Genomic DNA, 21,535 nt, shown 5'->3' with positions numbered 1-21,535 from the left:
GCATGGGTATCTCCAAAAAAATACAGGAATTAGGTCTGGAACTTCCTCCTGCTCCCCCACCGGCCGGTCTATACCGACCTATATTGGTGGTCGATAATTTTTTATACGTTTCCGGTCAAGGACCGGTTTTAAAAGATGGATCGCTCTACAAAGGAAGTGTGGGCCATGACCTTGATTTGGCCGGAGGAAAGCTGGGTGCAAGACACGTTGGCCTTACCATGTTATCCACCATCATTACCCATTTTGGGGAGGTAGACCGGATCAAACGCTTGGTGAAAACACTGGGAATGGTGAACTGTACCCCAGATTTCCAGGACCATCCCTTGGTAATAAACGGTTTCAGCGAACTAATGTCAGATGTCTTTGGTGCCGAAAATGGCGTAGGCGTACGAAGTGCCGTGGGCATGATGCTTCCGGGAGGTATCGCCGTGGAAATCGAGGCAATGTTTGAACTTCACAAATAAACTCTTATTCAGGGATTTGTTTTGGAAATACTAATGAACTTGCCCGCATACGTATTAAAATATCGATTTGTTAACTAAAAATTATGGGAGAAGAAACATGGTATCGGCTGAAGGATAGTACAAAGGTCATTTCCCCATCCTTATTAGTCTATAAGGAGAGGATCATCCATAACATTGAGGAGATGATACGTATGACGGGGGATGCGAAGAAGTTGTGCCCCCATATCAAGACCCATAAATGTGCGGAAATCGTTCAGATGCAACTGGAACGTGGCATCACAAAATTCAAATGCGCTACCATCGCCGAAGCCGAACTGCTGGGAAATTGCGGTGCTCCCGAAGTACTTTTGGCCATGCAGCCCGTGGGCGCCAATATAGACCGATTTATCACCTTGATGAAAACCTTCCCCAATACCAAGTTTTCGGCACTGACGGATACCTCTGCCATTGCCGATACATTGGCAACATCGGGGAAAGAGAACGATGAAAAAATCGGTCTGTATATCGATTTGAACGTGGGCATGAACCGAACGGGCATTGCCCCAGATGAAAAGGCCTTTCAATTATATGAATATGTATCCGTAAATCCCCATTTGAAAATTCTCGGCTTACACGTATACGATGGTCATCTGAGAAATCCCGATTTTGATACCAGAAAACAGGATTGCGATAAAGCCTTCGATTCGGTCTTGGAATTGAAAGAAAGAATTTTGGAGGCCAAGCTTCCAAACCCCATTATCATCGCCGGGGGATCACCAACTTTCCCCATTCATTGTAAAAGGGAAAACGTCATAGCCAGTCCGGGTACAACGCTCTTATGGGATGCAGGTTACGGCAATCTTTTCCCCGAAATGAATTTTCTTCCCGCGGCCGTATTGTTCACTAGGATCATTAGCAAGCCCAAAGCGGGCATCCTATGTTTTGATCTGGGCCATAAATCCATTGCCCCGGAAATGCCCTTTCCAAGGGTGGAGTTTCTAAGCTTGGGACATGAAAGACAAATTGGCCAATCTGAAGAGCACTTGGTCGTGGAATATGATGACCTGAAAGTAATGGAAATAGGCTCGGAGCATTATGCGATACCCAAACATATTTGCCCCACGGTGGCCAAATACGACGAACTTCTGGTAGTGGACAAGGGTCACATTACCGATGCATGGAAGGTAGCCGCCCGTAACCAAAAAATTACCATTTAGCATGTTTATCCTGGATGCCCATTTAGACCTTTCCATGAACGCCATGGAGTGGAACCGAGATCTTACATGGTCCGTTGCCGCCATCAGGGCCAGTGAAAAAGGCATGACGGACAAGCCCGATCGGGGGAAGAACACGGTTTCCTTTGAGGCAATGCGAAAGGGAAACATAGGTATCTGTGTGGCGACACAGATTGCCCGTTATGTAAAGCCTGGCAATAATTTACTGGGATGGAAATCTCCACACCAAGCTTGGGCACAGACCCAAGGGCAATTGGCTTGGTACAGGGCGATGGAAAAAGAGGGACACCTGATTCAGATTCGGTCAAAAACCCAATTCACGAACCATTTCAAGCGATGGAACCAAGATAAATCAAATTCGCCCATTGGTTATATTTTGAGTTTGGAAGGTGCGGATTCCATTGTTACCATGGAGTATCTCCACACCGCTTATGAAGAGGGCCTGCGCGCCATTGGGCCTGCGCATTACGGCCCGGGAACCTATGCGTATGGAACGGATTCCGTTGGGGGAATCGGCATCAAAGGAAAAGAACTGCTAAAGGAAATCCAAAAGCTCAACCTGATTCTGGACGCGACCCATCTGTGCGACCAAAGTTTTTGGGAGACCATGGCCGTATATGAAGGCCCGGTTTGGGCCAGTCATAACAATTGCCGGAAATTTGTGGATCATAACCGTCAGTTTTCGGACGAACAGATCAAGGAACTCATTACCCGAAAGGCTGTAATAGGTATGGCATTGGACGCTTGGATGATGGTACCCAACTGGGTTCGTGGGAAGTCAACTCCAGAAAGTACCGGAGTGTCTTTGGAACATACCATTCAGAACATTGACCATGTTTGCCAGTTGGCCGGAAACTCGGAACATGTTGGAATCGGGACCGATTTGGACGGTGGTTTTGGTTTGGAACAGTCACCAAAAGATATCGATACCATTGCCGATCTACAAAAAATTCCGGGTATGTTGGAAAAAAGAGGCTATGCAAAAACGGACATCGAAAATATCATGCACGGAAATTTCGTTCGCTTCCTACAGGAACATTTACCGGATTAAGAAGGCAAGGGTTACGATAATCGAATTTAACACCCCGTTAAGTCCCTGTGGCAGGGTATTTGCTATCTTTATTCCGATTATGGATATCCTAATGAACGGACGTAATTCATTTACTAGTTTCCTTTGCCTTTTGTCTTTTGGGTGGATTCAGGCCCAAACGGACCTACCTACGCAGAAACCCTTGAAGATTGAATCGGTCAACCCTATCGATAATTCGGGTACCACTAATTCCGGCAGTGTTCTGAACATTCCATCGGTCATAAAGGAACAGCCCAAACTGGATATGACCACTAAAAATCCAGTGAAAATGCTTCCGGACGAGGAACTCGTACAAGCAGGAACGGGACTTAAGATAGATCCGCGCATTGGCCCAGGCGAGCGCATGAACGGGTCGGGCCAATTCTTCCCGGACCAATATCTTGGTGATATCAAGAGTAATGGAAAATTCATAGGCATCGTTTGCAGGGACCACGAATATGTGGATGGTGATCGGGTCAAGATCTATGTCAATGATGTAGTGGTCGAATACAACCTTTTGTTGACAGGAGCCTTTAAAGGGGTCAACGTAGACCTACAGTCAGGGTTCAACAAAATAGACTTTGAGGCATTGAACCACGGTTCTTCCGCACCAAATACGGCCCAAGTGGATGTATACGATGAAAAAGGACAGCTCCTATATTCCAACAAGTGGTTGTTATCCACGGGCTCAAAAGCCACACTAATCGTTACCAAAGAATAATCCGTACCTCTGGAAATTTATAACTTAGGTTTAATTGCTCCTTTAATCTGGGGCATTCATCTTCTATTTAATATCTTTAATTTTCAAAACAATCATTTTTAGATGTCAAAGAATTACAAAGTCGCCGTTATACAGCTCAATTTGAATAATACCGCCGATGAAAATCGGAAAAAATGCTTGGAGTGGATCAAAAAGGCCGCGCACCAAGGGGCCGAAGTTATCTGCCTCCCGGAACTGTATAGCAGTCATTATTTTTGCCAGAGCGAGGATGTGGAAAATTTTTCCATAGCCGAACCTTTGGGCGATGTTTCCTTTACAGCTTTCAGTGCCTTGGCCAAGGATTTGGGTGTAGTGATCATCGTTCCTTTTTTTGAAAAAAGAATGTCCGGCATCTACCACAACAGTGCCTACATCATTGATACCGATGGAAGCCAAGCAGGCCTGTACCGCAAAATGCATATTCCGGACGATCCCCATTTTTACGAGAAATTTTACTTTACCCCCGGTGATTTGGGCTTTCAATCCATCGGTACAAAAAAGGGAAATATTGGAACATTGATCTGTTGGGACCAATGGTATCCGGAAGCTGCCCGATTGACCGCCTTAAAAGGTGCCGAAGTATTGTTTTACCCCACGGCCATTGGCTGGCATCCTGCTGAAAAAGCACAATATGGCCAAAACCAATACGGGGCATGGATGAACGTCATGAAGGGACACGCGGTCGCCAATGGCATCTTTGTAGCTGCGGCCAACCGGATAGGTCTTGAAAAATATATCCCGGATACGGATGGTATCGAATTCTGGGGAAAATCATTTATCTGTGGACCACAAGGCGAAATATTGGCCTTGGCCTCCCATGACAAGGAAGAAATACTAATGGCCGAAGTAGATTTGGCCCTTCAAGAGAATGTCCGCCAAAACTGGCCCTTTTTTAGGGACAGGCGCATCGATGCCTTTGGGGAACTGACTAAACGTGCCTTGGATTAAGCTATATGGGTAAAAGAAGATTTCCCGCAGAATGGGAACAACAGAAAGGTATTTTGCTTTGTTTTCCACATAATGGGAAGGACTGGCCAGGAAAATTTGGGGCCATTAAATGGGCCTTTGTAGAGTACATAATAAAAGTAGCGGCCTTTGAAACCGTTTTTTTGGTGGTCGCATCTGAAGCGCATCGCAAAAACATAACTGAAATGCTCGAAATGGCCCATGTTGACCTTTCCAAAGTATCTTTTATTGTACATAAAACCAATCGCAGCTGGATGCGCGATTCCGGACCCATTATGGTCAAAAATGGAACGCAATGGGAAGCACTGAATTTCAACTTCAATGGCTGGGCCAAATACAATAATTGGCAATTGGACAAACACGTCCCTTCTTTAGTGGCCAAACATTTGAATGTTCCTATGACCCAAGTCAACTATAAAGGCAAAAAAGTGATTTTGGAAGGTGGCGCCCTGGAAGTCAATGGAAAAGGTACGTTGATTACGACCGAAGAATGCCTATTGCACCCCTCCATTCAGGTCCGTAATGTAGGATTCACCAAAGCCGATTACGAAGCTATATTCGAGGAGTACTTTGGAGTTACAAATACCATTTGGTTGGGCGATGGAGTCCAAGGGGACGATACCCACGGCCATGTAGATGATTTATGCCGATTTGTTAATGCCGATACAGTCGTGACAGTAGTGGAAACCGACCCTAAAAACAAAAATTACAAACCGCTGCAAGAAAATCTGAAAAGGCTCCAAAAAGCAGTTTTGGAAGATGGTTCCCCTTTGAAGATAGTGGAATTGCCCATGCCAAAAACCATCCTATTTGAAGGTTTGGAACTTCCGGCCAGTTATGCGAACTTTTTAATCATAAACGGTGCCGTTTTGGTCCCAACATTTAATGATCCCAATGACCGTTTGGCACTCAATATACTATCCGATTGTTTCCAGGACCGGGAAATCATCGGCATCAATTGTATCGATTTGATTTGGGGCTTTGGGACGTTGCATTGTTTGAGCCAACAGATTCCGGGGTAGCAAATTCAAATGCAAACACAAATACAAGTTCAAGTGTCAAGTTCAAGCTCAAAAACAAATGGACCGACAACCTTGCTATCAAAAGAGATTACCTTCTTTCTCCAGGCCGATAGGTTTTTATAGCCCTTTTCAAAACATCTTCCCTATAATAAGCGGCATCTTTCCAATCAATATTGATGTAGCGTTCCGTTTGGTCATCAAAATGCGGTGAAGCCGGGTCGCCACTTTGTCCCCCCGCCAAAATGGTCTTGGCTTTCACTTGGTCACCAAATTCCACCACTGCGGCAAAACTATTACCCCTTGTACCGTATATTTTTTTGGCGCCTGGGGTAGTATATCTAGCTCCATACGCCGCCAATGCACCCCAACGACCGGAGGCAAACCCAACCCCCACGCTGGGCAGGCTGTCGTTAAATTCCTGAACAATGTCCCCGTTCAGACGTTGATAGCGATTGACCTCGCCCCAAGGCATTTTCCAAGTACCGAAATCCGAAATCAATTGATCGACAACTTCCTCAAAAATGCGTAAGCCCTCATCCGTGTGTTCGCCAAAATAAATCATCCGTTCCATATCGCTGAGACCTTGAGGGTAGTTGGCCCGCTGCCCCATGGCGGTGCCATAATAATGCGCCAAGGTCATGGCAACGGATTCTTTCGAGGTCTTATAATCCCATTCTTCAAGAATTTCTATGGGTTCCTGCAATTTTGGATTTTTATCATCGTGGGAATTAAAGGCTTTTACCAGTCCCGGAATCAAAGCCTTGAAAGCAGGTAAATACGGGTCGTGGGCCAATTGAATAAGGCTATCAATGGTATACCCTTTCCGATCAGTCAATAATTCAATCGCATGAATCCCTCTAAAATTTTCCTGGTCTTTGGACATGTAGTAAGGATACGCCTCTCTTTTTGGGCTAAATTCAGCAGCAGAGGTATATGGGGTTGAATTACAATTCTGTATCCATCCGTTTTCCGGGTTCAATACCAAAATATTTTCATCCACGGTATGAAGTCCCTGCCAATCGGTTTGGGGGTTGCTCCCATCTACAGGTTCAGAATAATCAAAGCTGACATCCCGCTTCGGAATAAAATTACCGTGGAAGTAGGCGATATTTCCCTCGGCGTCGGCATAGACCGTATTGTTGGAGGAATTGGTGCGAATGTCCATCATCTTTCGAAAACCATCATACCCATCCTGTTTAGTGCGAATATACGACTGCTCCAAAGCCTTGACCGGTTCCCACATCATCGCCGATGCCGTCCATTGTCCGTCCACCGCATGCGTGATAGGTCCGTGGTGGGTACGGTACATGGGGAAGGTACGTTCCTTGATCCCCGTATCCGATGTATATTTTAAGGTTACCGATGTGGAATCTACCGGCCGCAGCTCCTCCCCATATTGGTAGTACAATTTTCCGTCGTTCTTTACAATGGTCTCCTTGAATTCGTCCATAACATCGGTATAGGTAGATGTGTGCATCCAACCTGTTTTTTCATTGAAGCCCTGATATACAAAAAACTGTCCCCAGGTAACAGCACCATAAGCATTCAGTCCCTCTTCGCTGACCACGTGAACCTCTCCCCTAAAATAAAAGGAAGTGTGCGGATTGATCAATAACATGGGGTTGCCCGATTCCGTTAATGATCCCGATATCGCTATTCCATTGGATCCTTGTGGTTCCGCCATTTCTTCCTTCTTCTGTATTTCCAACAACTCCATTACGGGAAGTTCCATCCAACTCTCGTAAAAGGATTCAATTTTTTTGGTAGAAATGCGTTCGATATCCCCACCGATACTGCCTTCGCTAAAATACATGGGCATCCAAGGTTCAAACCGGGTCAATAATTTGGGCTTCACTTCGGGGTGGGTATATAGGTAATAATTGATACCATCGGCAAAGGCGTCGCACAATTTTTTTAACCACTCCGGACTTTTTTCGTAATTGGCCTTGGCCTCTTCTTCGGTCATAAAAAGTTTCGCCCTTAAATCGCTGTAAATGGCATCCTCACCATCAACTTCGGCCAACCTACCGGTTGCCCAAATATAATTCTGTTCCACACGGTTGAAATCGTCCTCACATTGGGCATAAAGCAATCCAAAAACGGCATCTGCATCGGTCTTGCCATAAATATGGGGCACACCAAAATCATCACGAATGATTTCGATTTGGGAAGCCTGGTCCTTCCATTTTTCAACTTCTGAATTCTTTTCTTTACTTGATTGACAGGCAAATAGTAAAAATGCAAAAACGAGAAAAAATACTTTATTCATATTTTTAATATTTACGAATTGGAAGATACATAATTGTATGCCCTTATTCAAAAAGTATATGACCATGGTCATATTTATGAAATAGGAATTAATGTAGGTTTGGATACAGATTTTGAACTAACATGTCCATTATCATAGGTTATTATGTTTACAAACTATTTTAGATATCCCTTTTTAAAAAAAAGCATTCTATTGTTCGCCATGTTATGGTTGTTTTCATGTGGAGAAAAAATCGAAAAAATCTACCCGAAAAAAATGGCCATGACAGAATCAGTCTATGCCTCCGTAACTGTACAACCGGACAGTTTATACCAAGCGTATGCATCCGTTTCTGGAATTCTGCATAGAAACTTGGTAGAGGAAGGAGACTTGGTTCCTAAAGGATTTCCCTTAGTTCAGATTGTTAACACGGCACCGGAACTCAATGCGGAAAATGCAAGATTGAACTTTCAATTGGCGGAAGAAAATTATCAGGGTAGTTCTGGCGTTTTAAAGGCCTTGGAAGACGAAATAAAGTCAGCAAAATTATCCTTGGAAAACGACTCCGTCAACTATTTTAGGCAAAAAAGGCTTTGGGAGCAGCAAATTGGTTCCAAAGCACAGTATGAGAATAGAAAATTAGCCTATGAGCTCTCCCAGAACAACTTTCGTTTAACCATCAATCGTTACCAACGAACCAAAAATGAGCTTACTACACAATGGCAACAAGCACGTAACAATTACATTACAGCGCAGAGCAATACCCAAGATTTTACAATAGAGAGCAACATAAACGGAAAAGTGTACGCCTTGTTTAAAGAACCCGGGGAAATTGTAAATACGATGGAACCCATTGCTACGGTAGGTAGCAGTGATACTTTTATAATAGAAATGTTGGTAGACGAGGTAGACATAGTAAAACTTTCCAGAGGACAAAAAGTACTGGTCATCTTGGACTCATACAAAAACGAAGTTTTTGAAGCTAATGTTTACAAAATTTATCCAAAGAAGGATCAACGCTCCCAAACCTTTAAGGTTGAGGCTTCTTTTATTGACCCTCCAGCAGTCCTATATCCTGGATTGGCAGGGGAAGGCAATATCATCATTGCACAAAAAAATGAAGTATTGACTATACCCAAATCCTACCTCAACAAAGGAAATCAAGTACAAACAGAGGATGGCCCAGTAACCTTAAAAATTGGTCTTCAGAGTCTTGAACTAATCGAAATCCTCGAGGGGATAGACGAAAATACAGCTATCCTAAAACCCATAGAATGATAAATTGGAGCGTAATAATAGGAATAGCCAAAACACATCTACTAACCAAGATGAAAAGTACGGTGACAGCGGCCTTAGGTGTTACTTTTGGGATAGGGGCCTACATTACCATGGCAGGCTTCATGACCGGCTTGAACAACTTATTGGATGGACTCACGCTAAACCGGACACCCCACATCAGATTGTATAACGAAATAGAACCTTCCAAAAAGCAACCAGTTTCCTTATACGCAGATTTTGAAAATACCTTTAATGTAATTAACTCCATAAAACCCAAGGAAAGCCAAAAAAAAATCCATAATGCGCTACCTATTCTACAGTATTTAAAGACCGATGATGCCGTCAAAGGGGCCACACCTCAACTACAGACACAAATATTCTATCTATCAGGTTCCATTGAACTTGGAGGAATGTTGATAGGCGCTGATATTATGGAGGAAGCCAGACTCTCCAATATTAAAGACTACATAGTAAAAGGTAGCCCAGAAGCCCTTAGGAACAATGCCAACGGAATTCTTTTGGGAGCTGGGTTGGCGGACAAAATGACTCTTACCGTAGGAGACCGTATACAGGTTAGTACGGTGTCTGGCGACATTTTCCCGCTAAAAATCGTAGGGATTTATCAAAGTGGATTGGCAGAGATCGACAATGCACAAAGCTACGTGAACCTAAAGACAGCCCAACGAATATTGGGACAACCCGAAAACTACATCACGGATATACATATTAAACTTTTTGATATAGAATTGGCTCCAACAATGGCAAAAAGATTAGAGCGACAATTTGATATCAAAGCGATAGATATTAAAGAAGCCAATGCCCAGTTTGAAACGGGTTCCAATATAAGAAACTTGATAACCTATGCTGTTTCCATAACCTTATTGATTGTAGCGGGTTTTGGAATATACAACATTCTCAACATGCTCATATATGAAAAAATGAAGGATATTGCCATTTTAAAAGCCACCGGGTTTTCGGGAAACGACGTAGCACTTATCTTCATCAGTCAAGCAGTTATCATAGGATTCATGGGAGGCATTTTGGGTCTCTTGGTTGGATTTGGCCTTTCTGCTTTGATTGATAATACACCGTTTGAAACTGAGGCATTGCCAACTATCAAAACTTATCCTATAAATTATAGTCCTTTATATTACATAATAGGTATCGTTTTTGCCCTACTCTCCACTTTTATTGCTGGATATCTTCCCGCCAACAAAGCGAAAAATATTGATCCGGTCAAAATAATTAGGGGCACATGAGGTTAAACAAAGAAATATTTTGAAAAAGATGAGTTTGGTCCTGGAAACAAGAAACATTGACAAACATTTTTATAAGCCCAAGGACTTTCATGTGCTTAAAGATATTTCCTTTAAAATTAAGGAAGGTGAATTTGCTTCCATAGTCGGGAAGTCCGGTTGTGGAAAATCTACCTTGCTCTATATTCTTTCTACTATGGACACGGAATATACCGGAGAACTGTTTTTAAATGAGCAGCTTATTACCGGAAATTCCAAAGAGGAACTATCACGGATACGCAACAGGAATATTGGTTTTGTTTTTCAATTTCATTATTTGTTATCGGAATTTAGTGTTATTGAAAACGTGATGTTGCCAGCTAAAAAACTTGGAGAAAAATCCCCAAAAGAAATAAAGCAAAACGCAAGAGAGAAATTGGAAATGCTTCATATAGGCCATTTAGCAGAGCAAAAGGCTTCACGAATATCGGGCGGAGAAAAACAGCGCGTAGCCATAGCTAGGGCACTAATCAACAATCCAACGATTCTTATGGGCGATGAACCTACAGGTAATCTTGATAGCCATAATTCTGAAAATGTATTTAATATTTTCAGACGGCTTTCCATTGAAGAAGGTCTTTCTCTCTTGATAGTTACTCACGACAATGATTTTGCACAACGTACAGACCGAATCATAGAAATGGAGGATGGCCGGATTATAAGTTGACGATATCAGAAGAGGTTGAAACCTTTCCAAGCAAAGTGTATTGATAGAAAAACTACCTCTATCGTACTCCATTCATTACACATCCCCATAAAAAGGTATTTTTGTACTATGGCAGATAAAAAAGTAAGTATTCTACAGGCATTTAAGACCATCATTTGGCCTAGGAGAAAATTGGTTTTGATCGGGTTGCTATTAATCGTAATAAGTAAAGCGGCCAGTTTTGTGGCTCCCATATCCTTGCGCTATTTTTTGGATGACGTAGTACCCAATAAAAAATACGACTTTTTAAAGTTACTCGTAACCGTAGTCATCCTTTCATTTTTGGTCCAAGCAGTAATGTCGTTTCTTCTCACCAAAGTTCTCAGTATACAGGCCCAATACATGATTTCGGAATTGCGGGCGCAGGTTCAAAAAAAGGTATTGGCTTTGCCTATCCGGTTCTTTGACAATACCAAGTCTGGCTCATTGGTTTCAAGAATTATGAGCGATGTGGAAGGGGTTCGCAACCTCATCGGTACAGGATTGGTCCAATTGGTAGGAGGTACTTTGACCGCAGTGGGGTCATTGATCCTCTTGTTACGAATCAGTGCCACAATGACCCTGTTGACCTTTATTCCCTTGATTCTTTTTGCGGTCATCGCTCTAAAAGCCTTTAAAATCATACGCCCTGTTTTTAGGGACAGGGGCAAGATAAATGCGGAAGTAAAAGGCCGATTGACAGAAACGCTTGGCGGAATCAGGGTGATTAAGGGGTTCAACGCCGAAGCACAGGAAGCCAAAGTTTTTGAAGATGGTGTGGAGCGGCTTTATAAAAACGTGAAGAAAAGCCTAACGGCTACCGCAGTAATGACCAGTTCCTCTACCTTTCTTTTAGGTTTGGCCACAACGGGGATTATGATGGGTTATGGGGGGTACAAAATGATGCAGGGCGAACTCACCACGGGCGAATATTTTGAGTTTACCTTTTTACTGGCACTCATGGTAGCCCCTATTGTACAGATGAGCAATATTGGAAGTCAGCTGACCGAAGCCTTGGCAGGATTGGACCGTACCGAAGAACTCATGAACGAAATGACGGAAGCCGATGACAAACAACGAACCCTAGAACTGACCGAGATTAAAGGGGATATGCGCTTTGAAGATGTGTCTTTTGCCTATGAGGAGGATAAGGACGTATTGCACAATATCAGTTTTGAGGCCAAGGCCGGGGACGTAATCGCTTTGGTGGGAAGTTCTGGTTCCGGAAAATCGACCATTGCAGGTTTGGCGGCCAGCTTTTTGAATCCTGATTCTGGAATGATTACCATTGATGGCCAGGACTTGGCCAAAATCGATTTGACCAGCTTTAGACAATTTCTGGGGGTGGTCTTACAGGACGATTTTCTCTTCGAGGGTACCATACGCGAAAATATACTTTTCCCACGGCCCAATGCCACAGAAGAAGAACTAACAGAAGCGGTCAAAGCGGCCTATGTAAACGAGTTTACAGATAGATTCGAAAAAGGATTGGATACGATAATCGGGGAACGTGGCGTAAAACTATCCGGTGGTCAGCGTCAGCGCATTGCCATTGCCCGGGCCATTTTGGCCAACCCGAGAATATTGATCTTGGACGAGGCCACCTCTAATCTGGATACCGAAAGTGAATCCCTGATTCAAAAAAGCTTGGCCGAACTTACCAAAGGACGAACCACTTTCGTAATCGCCCACCGTCTTAGCACCATTCGAAAAGCGAACCAGATATTGGTCATAGAAAACGGTCGTATTGCCGAGCTGGGCACCCATGAGGAATTGATTGCTAAAGAAGGTAGGTATTACAATCTGTTTACGTATCAGGCGAGGATATAGATGGTTGTTGGTTGTGTTAGTTATTGGTAAAAAGTATACAACCTGACCGTTCGAGCGCAGTCGAGAACAATTGGTAATCAAAAGTTCAAATACAAATTCAATAGTAACTATCCTGATAAGTAATTTCTAGTTTCTAGTTTCTAGTTTCTAGTTTCTAGTTTCTAGTGCAAATTTAAATTTTCGCTTGGTCTTGAACTTGACTCTTATATTTGAACTTGAATTTGAATTTATTAGAGTTCCTCAGGTGCAAGCTCCACTTCCAAGCCGTCCATAGCCTCCGTAATATGCAATTGACAACCTAGTCGACTATTTTCGCGTACGTTGAACGCCTCCGCTAACATCGCTTCCTCATCATCACTTTTCTCCGGTAATTCATGGTCAGATTTTACATAGCATTGGCATGATGCACACATGGCCATACCGCCACAGATTCCAATAGTTCCTTCAGGAGCCAATTCATAAGAGCGTACCACTTCCATCAGGTTCATGTTCATATCTGTGGGTGCGTCTATTTCGTGGAGGACACCATCACGGTCGATTATTTTGATTTTTATATCCATAAAGGGGTTAGGGGTTAAGGGTTAAGGGTTAAGAACTAATAATTTTTCATGGAGTTGATTAATCCATAAATCCTCCTTGAAATTTCATTGGAACTATCTATTAACTTTTGTGTTTCGCTACTATTTAAAAAGTTCAACCTTTGAGATAACCAAAGCCTAGATCTAACCTCACTTTTAGAACTTGTGGCAATGTAAAGAAATCTTATGAAATCAATATTGGTTTTTCGGTCAAAACCCTCTCCTCTATTCTTGGAAATTGAAACGGAAGCCTTGAATATCTGGTCTTTATAGAAGTAGTCCTTTAAGCCTGAAAAGGATTTATATTTCGAAATTGCAAAATCTTGTGATTTTTGCCACACCACTAAATCCTCATATTTTTGAACGGTCATTATTACTGAACTCTGCTTCCTAAGTACTACTTCCTAAAATCAATCAATCGCTTTTATTACTGCCTTGGGAGCTTCTTTTTTGGAACCATCAAAACCACTAACACCCCCCACAGTGGTATATTTCATCACGTATTTTTTATCTGGGAAAATTCTTTGATAGGCACTTTGGCACATTAAAGTGGCTTCATGAAAACCACAAAGAATCAGTTTTAATTTACCGGGGTATGTATTTACGTCCCCAATGGCATAAATTCCTGGTACATTGGTCTGGTAGTCAAACGTATCTACTTTAATGGCGTTCTTTTCTATTTCCAAGCCCCAGTCCGCAATAGGTCCCAATTTAGGGGACAATCCAAAAAGCGGAATGAAGTTATCCACATCTAAAGTAATATCTTCCGCGGCATTTGAAGTCTTTCGGATCACCACGGATTCCAGTTTTTCGTTCCCGTTAAGACCAACGATTTCCCCTGGTGTTATCAAATTTATCTTTCCTTGGTTCTTGAGATGCTGCACTTTCTCCACAGAATCCAAAGCGCCTCGAAACTCGTTCCTTCTATGTACCAAAGTGACTTCAGAAGCTACATCGGCCAAGAAAATACTCCAATCCAGGGCGGAGTCCCCGCCACCTGCTATGACAACGCGTTTGTTTCGAAAGGCTTCTGGATCCTTGATAATATAGGAAACCCCATTGTCCTCGTAATCCCCAAGGTTCTCCAATAGCGGTTTTCTTGGCTCAAAACTACCTAGTCCGCCTGCAATGGCTACGATTGGGGCATTATGTTGGGTTCCCTTATTGGTGGTAACAACAAAAGAACCGTCCTCCAATTTTTCAATGGTTTCAGCCCTTTCGCCCAAGGTAAAACCGGGTTGGAAAGGCCTGATTTGTTCCATGAGATTGTCCACCAAATCCCCAGCAAGAACTTCCGGAAAACCTGGAATATCATAGATGGGCTTTTTAGGATAAATTTCGGAACATTGTCCACCTGCCTGTGGCAATGCATCGATTAGGTGACACTTTAATTGTAATAATCCTGCCTCAAAAACGGCAAAGAGGCCTGTTGGACCGGCCCCTATAATAAGTATATCTGTTTTAATCATGAAAAGCGCTATTAGCTAGCTAAACTACTTTCGGGAAAGCTTAAAAATTATGACTTTTATCAAGTTATCAATCCACATTGATAACCTCCTCGATTTGGGGGGCATACTTTTTTATGGTCATTTCCACACCACTTTTTAAGGTCATCTGATTGACACTACAGCCTACACAGGCGCCGTGAAGTTTTACCTTGACGGAATTTCCATTATCAATCGAAATCAAGGAAATATCCCCACCATCACTCTGTAAAAAAGGTCGGATTTCCTCCAATGCCTTTTCCACTTTTTCCTTTAAGTCGTCCGAAGTCATTGTTGTCATAACTACTTCTTTTTAACGGCAGAACAACCTGCCATTGTCGTTATTTTAATCGCCTCTGTGGGCGGTATATTTTCATTCCTTTCCACTACTTGTTGAACTACATTTTTTGTGAGTTCCTCAAAAGCGGCCTCAATAGGCGTAGCGGTTTGTAAGGCTGCCGGTCTCCCTACATCGCCGGCCTCCCTGATGCTTTGGACCAACGGAATCTCTCCTAAAAAAGGAACGTTCAAATCTTCCGATAGATATTTGGCACCTTCCTTTCCAAAGATGTAATACTTGTTCTCCGGAATTTCGGCAGGAGTAAAATAGGCCATATTTTCAACAATTCCTAAAACCGGTACGTTAATGGAATCCTGTTGGAACATAGCTACCCCTTTTCGTGCATCGGCAAGGGCCACCTCTTGCGGCGTACTTACCACGACAGCTCCCGTTACCGGCATGGCCTGCATGATGCTCAAATGGATGTCTCCAGTTCCGGGAGGCAAATCCAATAACATAAAGTCGATTTCACCCCAATAGGCATCGAAAATCATTTGGTTCAGCGCCTTGGAAGCCATGGGTCCACGCCAAATTACGGCCTGATTGGGCTGGGTAAAGAATCCAATGGACAATAATTTTACCCCGTAATTCTCAACAGGCTTCATTTTGGATTTTCCGTCCACATTCACCGCCAAAGGTTTTTCCTGGGCCACATCGAACATGATGGGCATTGACGGACCGTAAATATCCGCATCCAACAGCCCTACCTTGAACCCCATTTTGGCCAAGGTCACGGCCAAATTTGCGGTTACGGTTGATTTGCCAACGCCTCCTTTACCGGAAGCCACCGCTATGATATTTTGAATTCCCGGAATGGGCTTCCCTTTTATTTCGTTCTTTTTTGGAGGCGTGGCCGGGGCATCTACCTTGATGTTCACCTTTATCTTGGCTTTCTCGTATACCTCCCTATGGATTGCCTTGAGAATTTCCACCTCCGTTTTTTTCCTGGCCTGAAGACTCGGGTTTTTTATGGTAATATCCACCTCGACCTCATCCCCAAAAATCTGTATGTTTCGCACGGCCCCGCTCTCCACCATATTATGTCCTTCACCTGGAACCGTAATGGATTCCAAAGCCTTTAAAACCTCCTTCTTATCTATCATCATTATGTAAATTCATTCTAAACAACAAAGATAATCCTTAGGCTTGAGATAAGGAAGCTATTACATTGAAATTGAAGATAAAACGATAGGAACAGTTTATAGGGTAAACCATTCAAATTTGGCTAGAAAACATTTTAACTACCGATTATAAATACCGAATCAGTGTAATGTAGTATTTTAGGCCAAAACCAATACTGACTATCCATGCGGCACACCCTCAAAAGAAAACCCTTCCTTTTAGTATTTTTCATTTTTGTCTTCCTGATGTATGCCTGTGGAGGGACGAAGCGCGAATTCAACAAAAGGGACGTAAAGCGAGCTCAGAACTTGGTGGGCGTTGCCTTTACCAAAAAACAGCTTGATACACTTTATCCGTATTTGGAACGCAATAGGGAAGGATTCGACTCGCTACGAGCCTACGAATTGGATTATACGGTATTCCCTGCTATCAAATTTGATCCGCTGCCCTTGAATTTCGTCCCAAGGCCGCAGGACTCCTTCCCTATTTGGGAGATTCCTAAGGGTGTTGAACTACCTGCCAATAAATCCCAACTCGCCTTTTATACCATACCACAACTGGCATCGCTCATCAAGTATGGAAAAATAAGCTCAGTAGCATTGACCCAGTTTTTTATGGACCGAATCAAAAAATACGACGGAGTACTCCAATCCACCATCACCATTACCGAAAAAATGGCCATGGAACAGGCCGAAAAAATGGATGCCGAATTGCAAGCGGGAAAATACCGTGGAATTTTACACGGTATTCCTTATGGCGTAAAAGACTTGATTTCTGTAAAAGGATATAAAACGACTTGGGGAGCAGAACCGTATAAGGAGCAGGAGTTCGATATGACGGCCACCGTAGTCGAAAAACTTCAGGATGCCGGGGGCGTATTGATTGCGAAACTGGTATCCGGTTCCTTGGCGCGTGGTGATGTATGGTTTGGTGGGAAAACTAAAAATCCATGGGATATTAAAGAGGGCGCAAGCGGTTCATCCGCAGGTTCAGGGTCCGCCACTTCAGCGGGGTTGGTTCCTTTCGCCTTGGGTACCGAAACTTTGGGAAGTATTACTTCTCCCAGTACCCGTAATGGCATTACAGGGCTACGCCCTACCTACGGCCGGGTGAGCAGGTATGGCGTTATGAGCCTGAGTTGGTCCATGGATAAAATTGGCCCTATGGCCAGAAATGCGGAGGATTGCGCCATTGTCTATAGTATTATTTCGGGAAAAGATGCCATGGACCCCACTACTACGGACTATCCTTTTGGGTTAGACAAAAACAAGGATGTTACTACCCTTAAGGTAGGTTATCTGAAAAAAGACATCGACAAGGACACCTCCAAATCCAAGGACAACATGGTAAAGGCATTGGAGGTTATTAAAAAGATGGGTGTGCAAATGGACTCTCTGGAATTGCCGGAAGATGTTCCCTATAGTGGTTTCGATATCATATTACGGGCCGAAGCGGGGGCCTTTTTTGATGACCTGGTACGTTCATCCGACGTAGACAAGATGGTGGAACAGGACCAGCGCTCACGAGCGAATTCCCTGCGCCAGGCTCGGTTCATTCCCGCTGTAGAGTATCTTCAGGCCAATCGGCATCGGGAAGTCCTGATCGAGAAAATGCACGAACTGATCAAGGACTATGATGTTATTATCTCCCCCTCCTTCGGAAACAGACAATTGGTTATCACGAATCTGACGGGACATCCCGTTATTTCCATTCCAACGGGTTTGGACAAAGACAAACACCCGACCAGCATCACCTTGGTTGGGAATCTGTATGACGAGGCGAGTATTCTTTTATTGGCAAAAGCGTTCCAAGAACAAACGGAGTTTGATGAGATGCATCCGGAAGGGTATATGGATTAAACCTTCCTGCCGTCCAACAAATTGATAATCCGGGAACCGTAAGCAGCGTTTTTTTCTGAGTGCGTAACTTGAATAATGGTAACACCTTCCTCTTTATTCAGTTTCTTGAAAAGCTGCATTATTTCCTCGCTCTGTTGTGAATTGAGGTTTCCAGTAGGTTCGTCGGCCAAGATGAGTTTTGGATTGGCTATCAAGGCCCTGGCAACACCCACCAATTGTTGTTGCCCTCCACTTAATTGTGCCGGAAACAAATCCTTTTTGCCCACAATATTGAATCGGTCCAACATATCGGCCACCATGGCCTTCCTTTCGGAACCTTTAAATTTTTTATACAGAAGGGGCATTTCCAAATTTTCCTGTACCGTTAAATCATCCAGGAGATGATAGGATTGAAAAACAAAACCGATATATTCCTTATACAGGTTGGAACGGTGCTTTTCTTTTAGGGTGTGCACAGATTCGTCCAAAAAATTATATTCGCCCTCGTCAAAGGTATCCAACATCCCTATAACATTCAATAAGGTAGACTTTCCAGAACCCGAAGGGCCCATTACCGAAATAAACTCACTTTCCTCTACCTCTAGATTGATATCCTTCAATAAAAAAATCCGCTGACCGCCAGAGTTCACCCACTTGAAAATATTTTTTAGTTGTAATAACATAGTTGTTAGATTTTAGATATTAGACGATAGTATTTAGACAATTGCAGAAAGACGAAACTTATTCAGTTCGCAAGCTTTTAACAGGATTGGCCCTTGCTGCTTTAATGGTCCTCGTTCCAATAGTAAGCAATGCTATAATAATAGCCAGAGCACCGGCCCCGATAAAGAACCAAATACTCAAATCTATCCTGTAAGCATAGTTTTGCAACCATTTCTTCATTACATACCAAGCAATAGGGGAAGCTATAAGGAAGGCGAACAAGACCAATTTAAGGAAATCTTTGGTGAGGATATAAGTAATGGAAGTTACACTGGCACCAACTACCTTTCTAATCCCAATTTCTTTGGTACGTTGCGAAACAATTAACAAGGACATAGCAAAAAGTCCCATACAACTTAACACAATGGCTATTAAAGAACCACTGGTAATCATTTTGGCGGTTGTTTTTTCACTTCTAAAGGTCCTGTCTACATTCTCGTCCAAAAAAGAACCCAAAAATGTAGCGTTCGGTTCCAGTTTGTTCCAAGTACGCTCCAAGGCATCATAGGAGTTTGCCATATTTTGAGGTGCCACTTTTGCATAGGCATAGGTAAGCCCCCATTCCCGGCTCATAAAAAAGGTAATGGGTTCAATAGCTCGGTCCAAATCATTGAAATTATAGTCTTTAATGACCCCAAGAACCGGATAATAAACACCATCCTCAATTTCCAATTGCGCTGTAAGTGGGTCTTCTTCCCCTAATTCCTTAGCCATGGATTCGTTAATGACCACCCCTAAGCTATCTGCAGCACTCACAAAATCCCTACCTGCCACTACCTCTAACCCCAAGGTTTTGATATAGTCATGATCTATTACCAAAAAATTGGTAATTACGGCTCTCCCCTTATATTCGAAACCAACTTTACTGTGAGATCTACTACCATCTTTTCCAAGTCCCAAATTACTATCCGCCCCACTAACAGATATGATATCCGGGTTACCCTGTAATTCATCCTTTAGCAAGTCTACCACATCATTGCTATTGCGTTTTCCGTTCAACGGAAAGGAAACTACCTGTTCCTTGTCGTATCCCAGGTCTTTGTTGCGCATATACTCAATCTGCCCCCATAATACCAAGGTGCCAATGATCAATAAAATAGCAATCCCAAATTGAAAAACCATAAGTATATCCCTAACCTTGTTGCTGCCCGTAGATTCCAGTTTTCCTTTTAAAGATTGGATGGTTCCCAAACGACTCATTAACATAGCTGGATAGCCCCCTACAAACATCGATATGATTAGAACCAATCCAAGCAGCCCAAGAATTACCATAGGTTTCAACAACATTTCCACTGAAATATGGGTGTTGAACATCGTTTTAAACTCATTCAAAAAGACCAAACTCAACAAAACCCCTATACTTATGGATACTAGAAATACAAATAGACTTTCACTCCAAAACTGAAGGAAAAGTTGTTTTTTTTGAGCTCCCAAGGTTTTACGCATTCCTATTTCCTTAAGGCGTTTTGCCGATTTGGCAATACTCATGTTGATGTAGTTCACACAGGCAATGAATAGAATCAAAAAGGCAACTCCCAAAATGAGATAGGGCATGCTCCTACTTATCTGAATCGTCCCATTTTTTAAACTGGTGAAGTGAACATCGACCATGGGTACCAATTTCAAGTCCATAAATCGACCATTTGAATCAGGGGAAGCCCCATCCCTTTTTAAAATATCTATGCTCTCTTTGTAGTGAAGGTCCACAAAGGAGGTGGTACTATTTTCAAAACCAGAAGCGGTCACTCCCTTATCCAATTCAACATATACATCATGGTATTGGGAATCCCACTCCTCCCTGTTATCAAAATAGTCCCAGTGACTTTCAAAACGGGCCGCAATTTCAAATTCCAAGGTACTTTGAGGTACAATATCATCCGTAATGGCACTTACCGTAAATGGTTTTTGAGTGCCATTTACCAATAGATTTAGCGTTTTACCAATAACATCCGTAGAACCGAAAAGTTTATCTGCCGCTTTTTTAGTTAATACCACAGAGGAAATCCCATTTAAAGGTTCCTTTTCATTTCCGTTGGAAATCGGGAAACTGAACATGGAAAAGAAATCTTTGTCTACCCAAACAATATCCATATCCACTTCATTATCGTTGTGAAATGCAAGGGTACCGTCCTGTAAATACCTAGTAATCCGTTTCACTCCTGGGACCTCAGCCTCTAAGGCAGGTGCCAAGGGTGCAGGTTGTACCGTACCTGCTTCAGGACCTTTTGGGGTTTGTTGGGTTCTGATAATTTTATAGATGGATGACCCATTTTCATGAAAATTATCAAAGGAAAGCTGATACAAAGCGGCCATTCCCAATAAAATAGCTACCCCAAAAGCAACTGATAAGCCAATAATATTTAAGGACGTGTTTGTTTTATCCTTGATTAAATTTCTCCAAGCGACTTTGATATGATTCTTAAACATGATTATTCGTTCTTTGATTGATTCGAATTGATTACCTCCCTTCTTTCAATACAAGAGAATCGATTACCATGCCAAAGGATTAACGCATTGAATATTAACCGGTTAAATCAATCTGAATATATAACACTGTCCAATATTTTTACAAAAGATGTAAATTAAGTTTACAACAGTTCAGTTAAAATTATATACCGA

General features: G+C 42.7%; 19 protein-coding genes. 11 read left to right on the top strand and 8 right to left on the bottom strand.

Annotated features, from left to right (window positions below):
- The first annotated feature begins 2 nt into the window (after positions 1-2).
- The 6 genes from FEK29_RS03540 (at position 3) to FEK29_RS03515 (ending at position 5,495) form a co-directional block, all read left to right on the top strand.
- Positions 3-464, top strand: coding sequence for a RidA family protein (locus FEK29_RS03540; protein WP_138257001.1), 462 nt, complete (start codon positions 3-5; stop codon positions 462-464).
- Between the two features lie 83 nt (positions 465-547).
- Positions 548-1,660 (top strand): D-TA family PLP-dependent enzyme, encoded by a 1,113-nt coding sequence (locus FEK29_RS03535; protein ID WP_138257000.1) that lies wholly within the window; start codon positions 548-550, stop codon positions 1,658-1,660.
- A 1-nt stretch (position 1,661) separates the two neighbouring features.
- Entirely contained in the window at positions 1,662-2,729 is a 1,068-nt protein-coding gene (locus tag FEK29_RS03530) for a dipeptidase (protein ID WP_138256999.1), read from the top strand.
- Positions 2,656-3,468: a hypothetical protein gene (locus FEK29_RS03525; protein ID WP_317129162.1), complete on the top strand. Its 813-nt coding sequence runs from the start codon at positions 2,656-2,658 to the stop codon at positions 3,466-3,468. The genes FEK29_RS03530 and FEK29_RS03525 overlap by 74 nt, the downstream gene beginning before the upstream one ends.
- A 102-nt stretch (positions 3,469-3,570) precedes the next feature.
- Complete coding sequence (locus tag FEK29_RS03520; protein ID WP_138256998.1) at positions 3,571-4,455, top strand: carbon-nitrogen hydrolase; 885 nt, start codon at positions 3,571-3,573, stop codon at positions 4,453-4,455.
- A gap of 5 nt (positions 4,456-4,460) precedes the next feature.
- Positions 4,461-5,495, top strand: a complete 1,035-nt coding sequence (locus FEK29_RS03515; RefSeq protein ID WP_138256997.1) for an agmatine deiminase family protein — start codon at positions 4,461-4,463, stop codon at positions 5,493-5,495.
- A gap of 88 nt (positions 5,496-5,583) precedes the next feature.
- Here FEK29_RS03515 and FEK29_RS03510 read toward each other — a convergent pair whose 3' ends face one another.
- Positions 5,584-7,764, bottom strand: coding sequence for an acylase (locus tag FEK29_RS03510; RefSeq protein WP_138256996.1), 2,181 nt, complete (start codon positions 7,762-7,764; stop codon positions 5,584-5,586).
- 261 nt (positions 7,765-8,025) lie between these two features.
- On the opposite strand from FEK29_RS03510, the gene FEK29_RS03505 reads away from it, so the two are divergent.
- The 4 genes from FEK29_RS03505 to FEK29_RS03490 all read left to right on the top strand — a co-directional run bounded on the left by FEK29_RS03505 (position 8,026) and on the right by FEK29_RS03490 (position 12,831).
- Positions 8,026-9,021 (top strand): efflux RND transporter periplasmic adaptor subunit, encoded by a 996-nt coding sequence (locus FEK29_RS03505; protein WP_240042649.1) that lies wholly within the window; start codon positions 8,026-8,028, stop codon positions 9,019-9,021.
- On the top strand, positions 9,018-10,280 hold the full coding sequence (locus FEK29_RS03500; RefSeq protein WP_138256995.1) for an ABC transporter permease: 1,263 nt from the start codon (positions 9,018-9,020) through the stop codon (positions 10,278-10,280). The genes FEK29_RS03505 and FEK29_RS03500 overlap by 4 nt, the downstream gene beginning before the upstream one ends.
- 28 nt (positions 10,281-10,308) lie before the next feature.
- On the top strand, positions 10,309-10,983 hold the full coding sequence (locus FEK29_RS03495; protein WP_138257342.1) for an ABC transporter ATP-binding protein: 675 nt from the start codon (positions 10,309-10,311) through the stop codon (positions 10,981-10,983).
- A 108-nt stretch (positions 10,984-11,091) separates the two neighbouring features.
- Positions 11,092-12,831: an ABC transporter ATP-binding protein gene (locus FEK29_RS03490; RefSeq protein ID WP_138256994.1), complete on the top strand. Its 1,740-nt coding sequence runs from the start codon at positions 11,092-11,094 to the stop codon at positions 12,829-12,831.
- A gap of 230 nt (positions 12,832-13,061) precedes the next feature.
- On the opposite strand, the gene FEK29_RS03485 is transcribed toward FEK29_RS03490, so the two are convergent.
- From FEK29_RS03485 to FEK29_RS03465, 5 genes are all read right to left on the bottom strand, one after another.
- Positions 13,062-13,391, bottom strand: coding sequence for a 2Fe-2S iron-sulfur cluster-binding family protein (locus FEK29_RS03485; protein ID WP_138256993.1), 330 nt, complete (start codon positions 13,389-13,391; stop codon positions 13,062-13,064).
- Between the two features lie 35 nt (positions 13,392-13,426).
- Positions 13,427-13,780: a four helix bundle protein gene (locus FEK29_RS03480; protein ID WP_138256992.1), complete on the bottom strand. Its 354-nt coding sequence runs from the start codon at positions 13,778-13,780 to the stop codon at positions 13,427-13,429.
- 39 nt (positions 13,781-13,819) lie between these two features.
- Entirely contained in the window at positions 13,820-14,878 is a 1,059-nt protein-coding gene (locus tag FEK29_RS03475; RefSeq protein WP_138256991.1) for an NAD(P)/FAD-dependent oxidoreductase, read from the bottom strand.
- Positions 14,879-14,945: 67 nt separating this feature from the next.
- Positions 14,946-15,185 (bottom strand): NifU family protein, encoded by a 240-nt coding sequence (locus FEK29_RS03470; RefSeq protein WP_138257341.1) that lies wholly within the window; start codon positions 15,183-15,185, stop codon positions 14,946-14,948.
- Between the two features lie 11 nt (positions 15,186-15,196).
- Positions 15,197-16,339 (bottom strand): Mrp/NBP35 family ATP-binding protein, encoded by a 1,143-nt coding sequence (locus tag FEK29_RS03465; RefSeq protein WP_138256990.1) that lies wholly within the window; start codon positions 16,337-16,339, stop codon positions 15,197-15,199.
- A 201-nt stretch (positions 16,340-16,540) separates the two neighbouring features.
- Here FEK29_RS03465 and FEK29_RS03460 point away from each other — a divergent pair, with 201 nt between their 5' ends.
- The gene (locus FEK29_RS03460; RefSeq protein ID WP_138256989.1) at positions 16,541-18,214 is read left to right on the top strand and encodes an amidase; all 1,674 of its coding nucleotides are present in this window, start codon (positions 16,541-16,543) and stop codon (positions 18,212-18,214) included.
- Here the strand turns inward: FEK29_RS03460 and FEK29_RS03455 are convergent.
- A complete protein-coding gene (locus FEK29_RS03455; protein ID WP_138256988.1) occupies positions 18,211-18,876 on the bottom strand; it encodes an ABC transporter ATP-binding protein in 666 nt (221 codons plus the stop codon). The genes FEK29_RS03460 and FEK29_RS03455 overlap by 4 nt on opposite strands.
- A 58-nt stretch (positions 18,877-18,934) precedes the next feature.
- On the bottom strand, positions 18,935-21,343 hold the full coding sequence (locus FEK29_RS03450) for an ABC transporter permease (protein WP_138256987.1): 2,409 nt from the start codon (positions 21,341-21,343) through the stop codon (positions 18,935-18,937).
- Between the last annotated feature and the right edge of the window lie 192 nt (positions 21,344-21,535).

Source organism: Maribacter aurantiacus (genome assembly GCF_005780245.1).
GTDB lineage: Bacteria > Bacteroidota > Bacteroidia > Flavobacteriales > Flavobacteriaceae > Maribacter > Maribacter flavus.
This window is presented reverse-complemented; position numbering and strand designations above follow the sequence as displayed.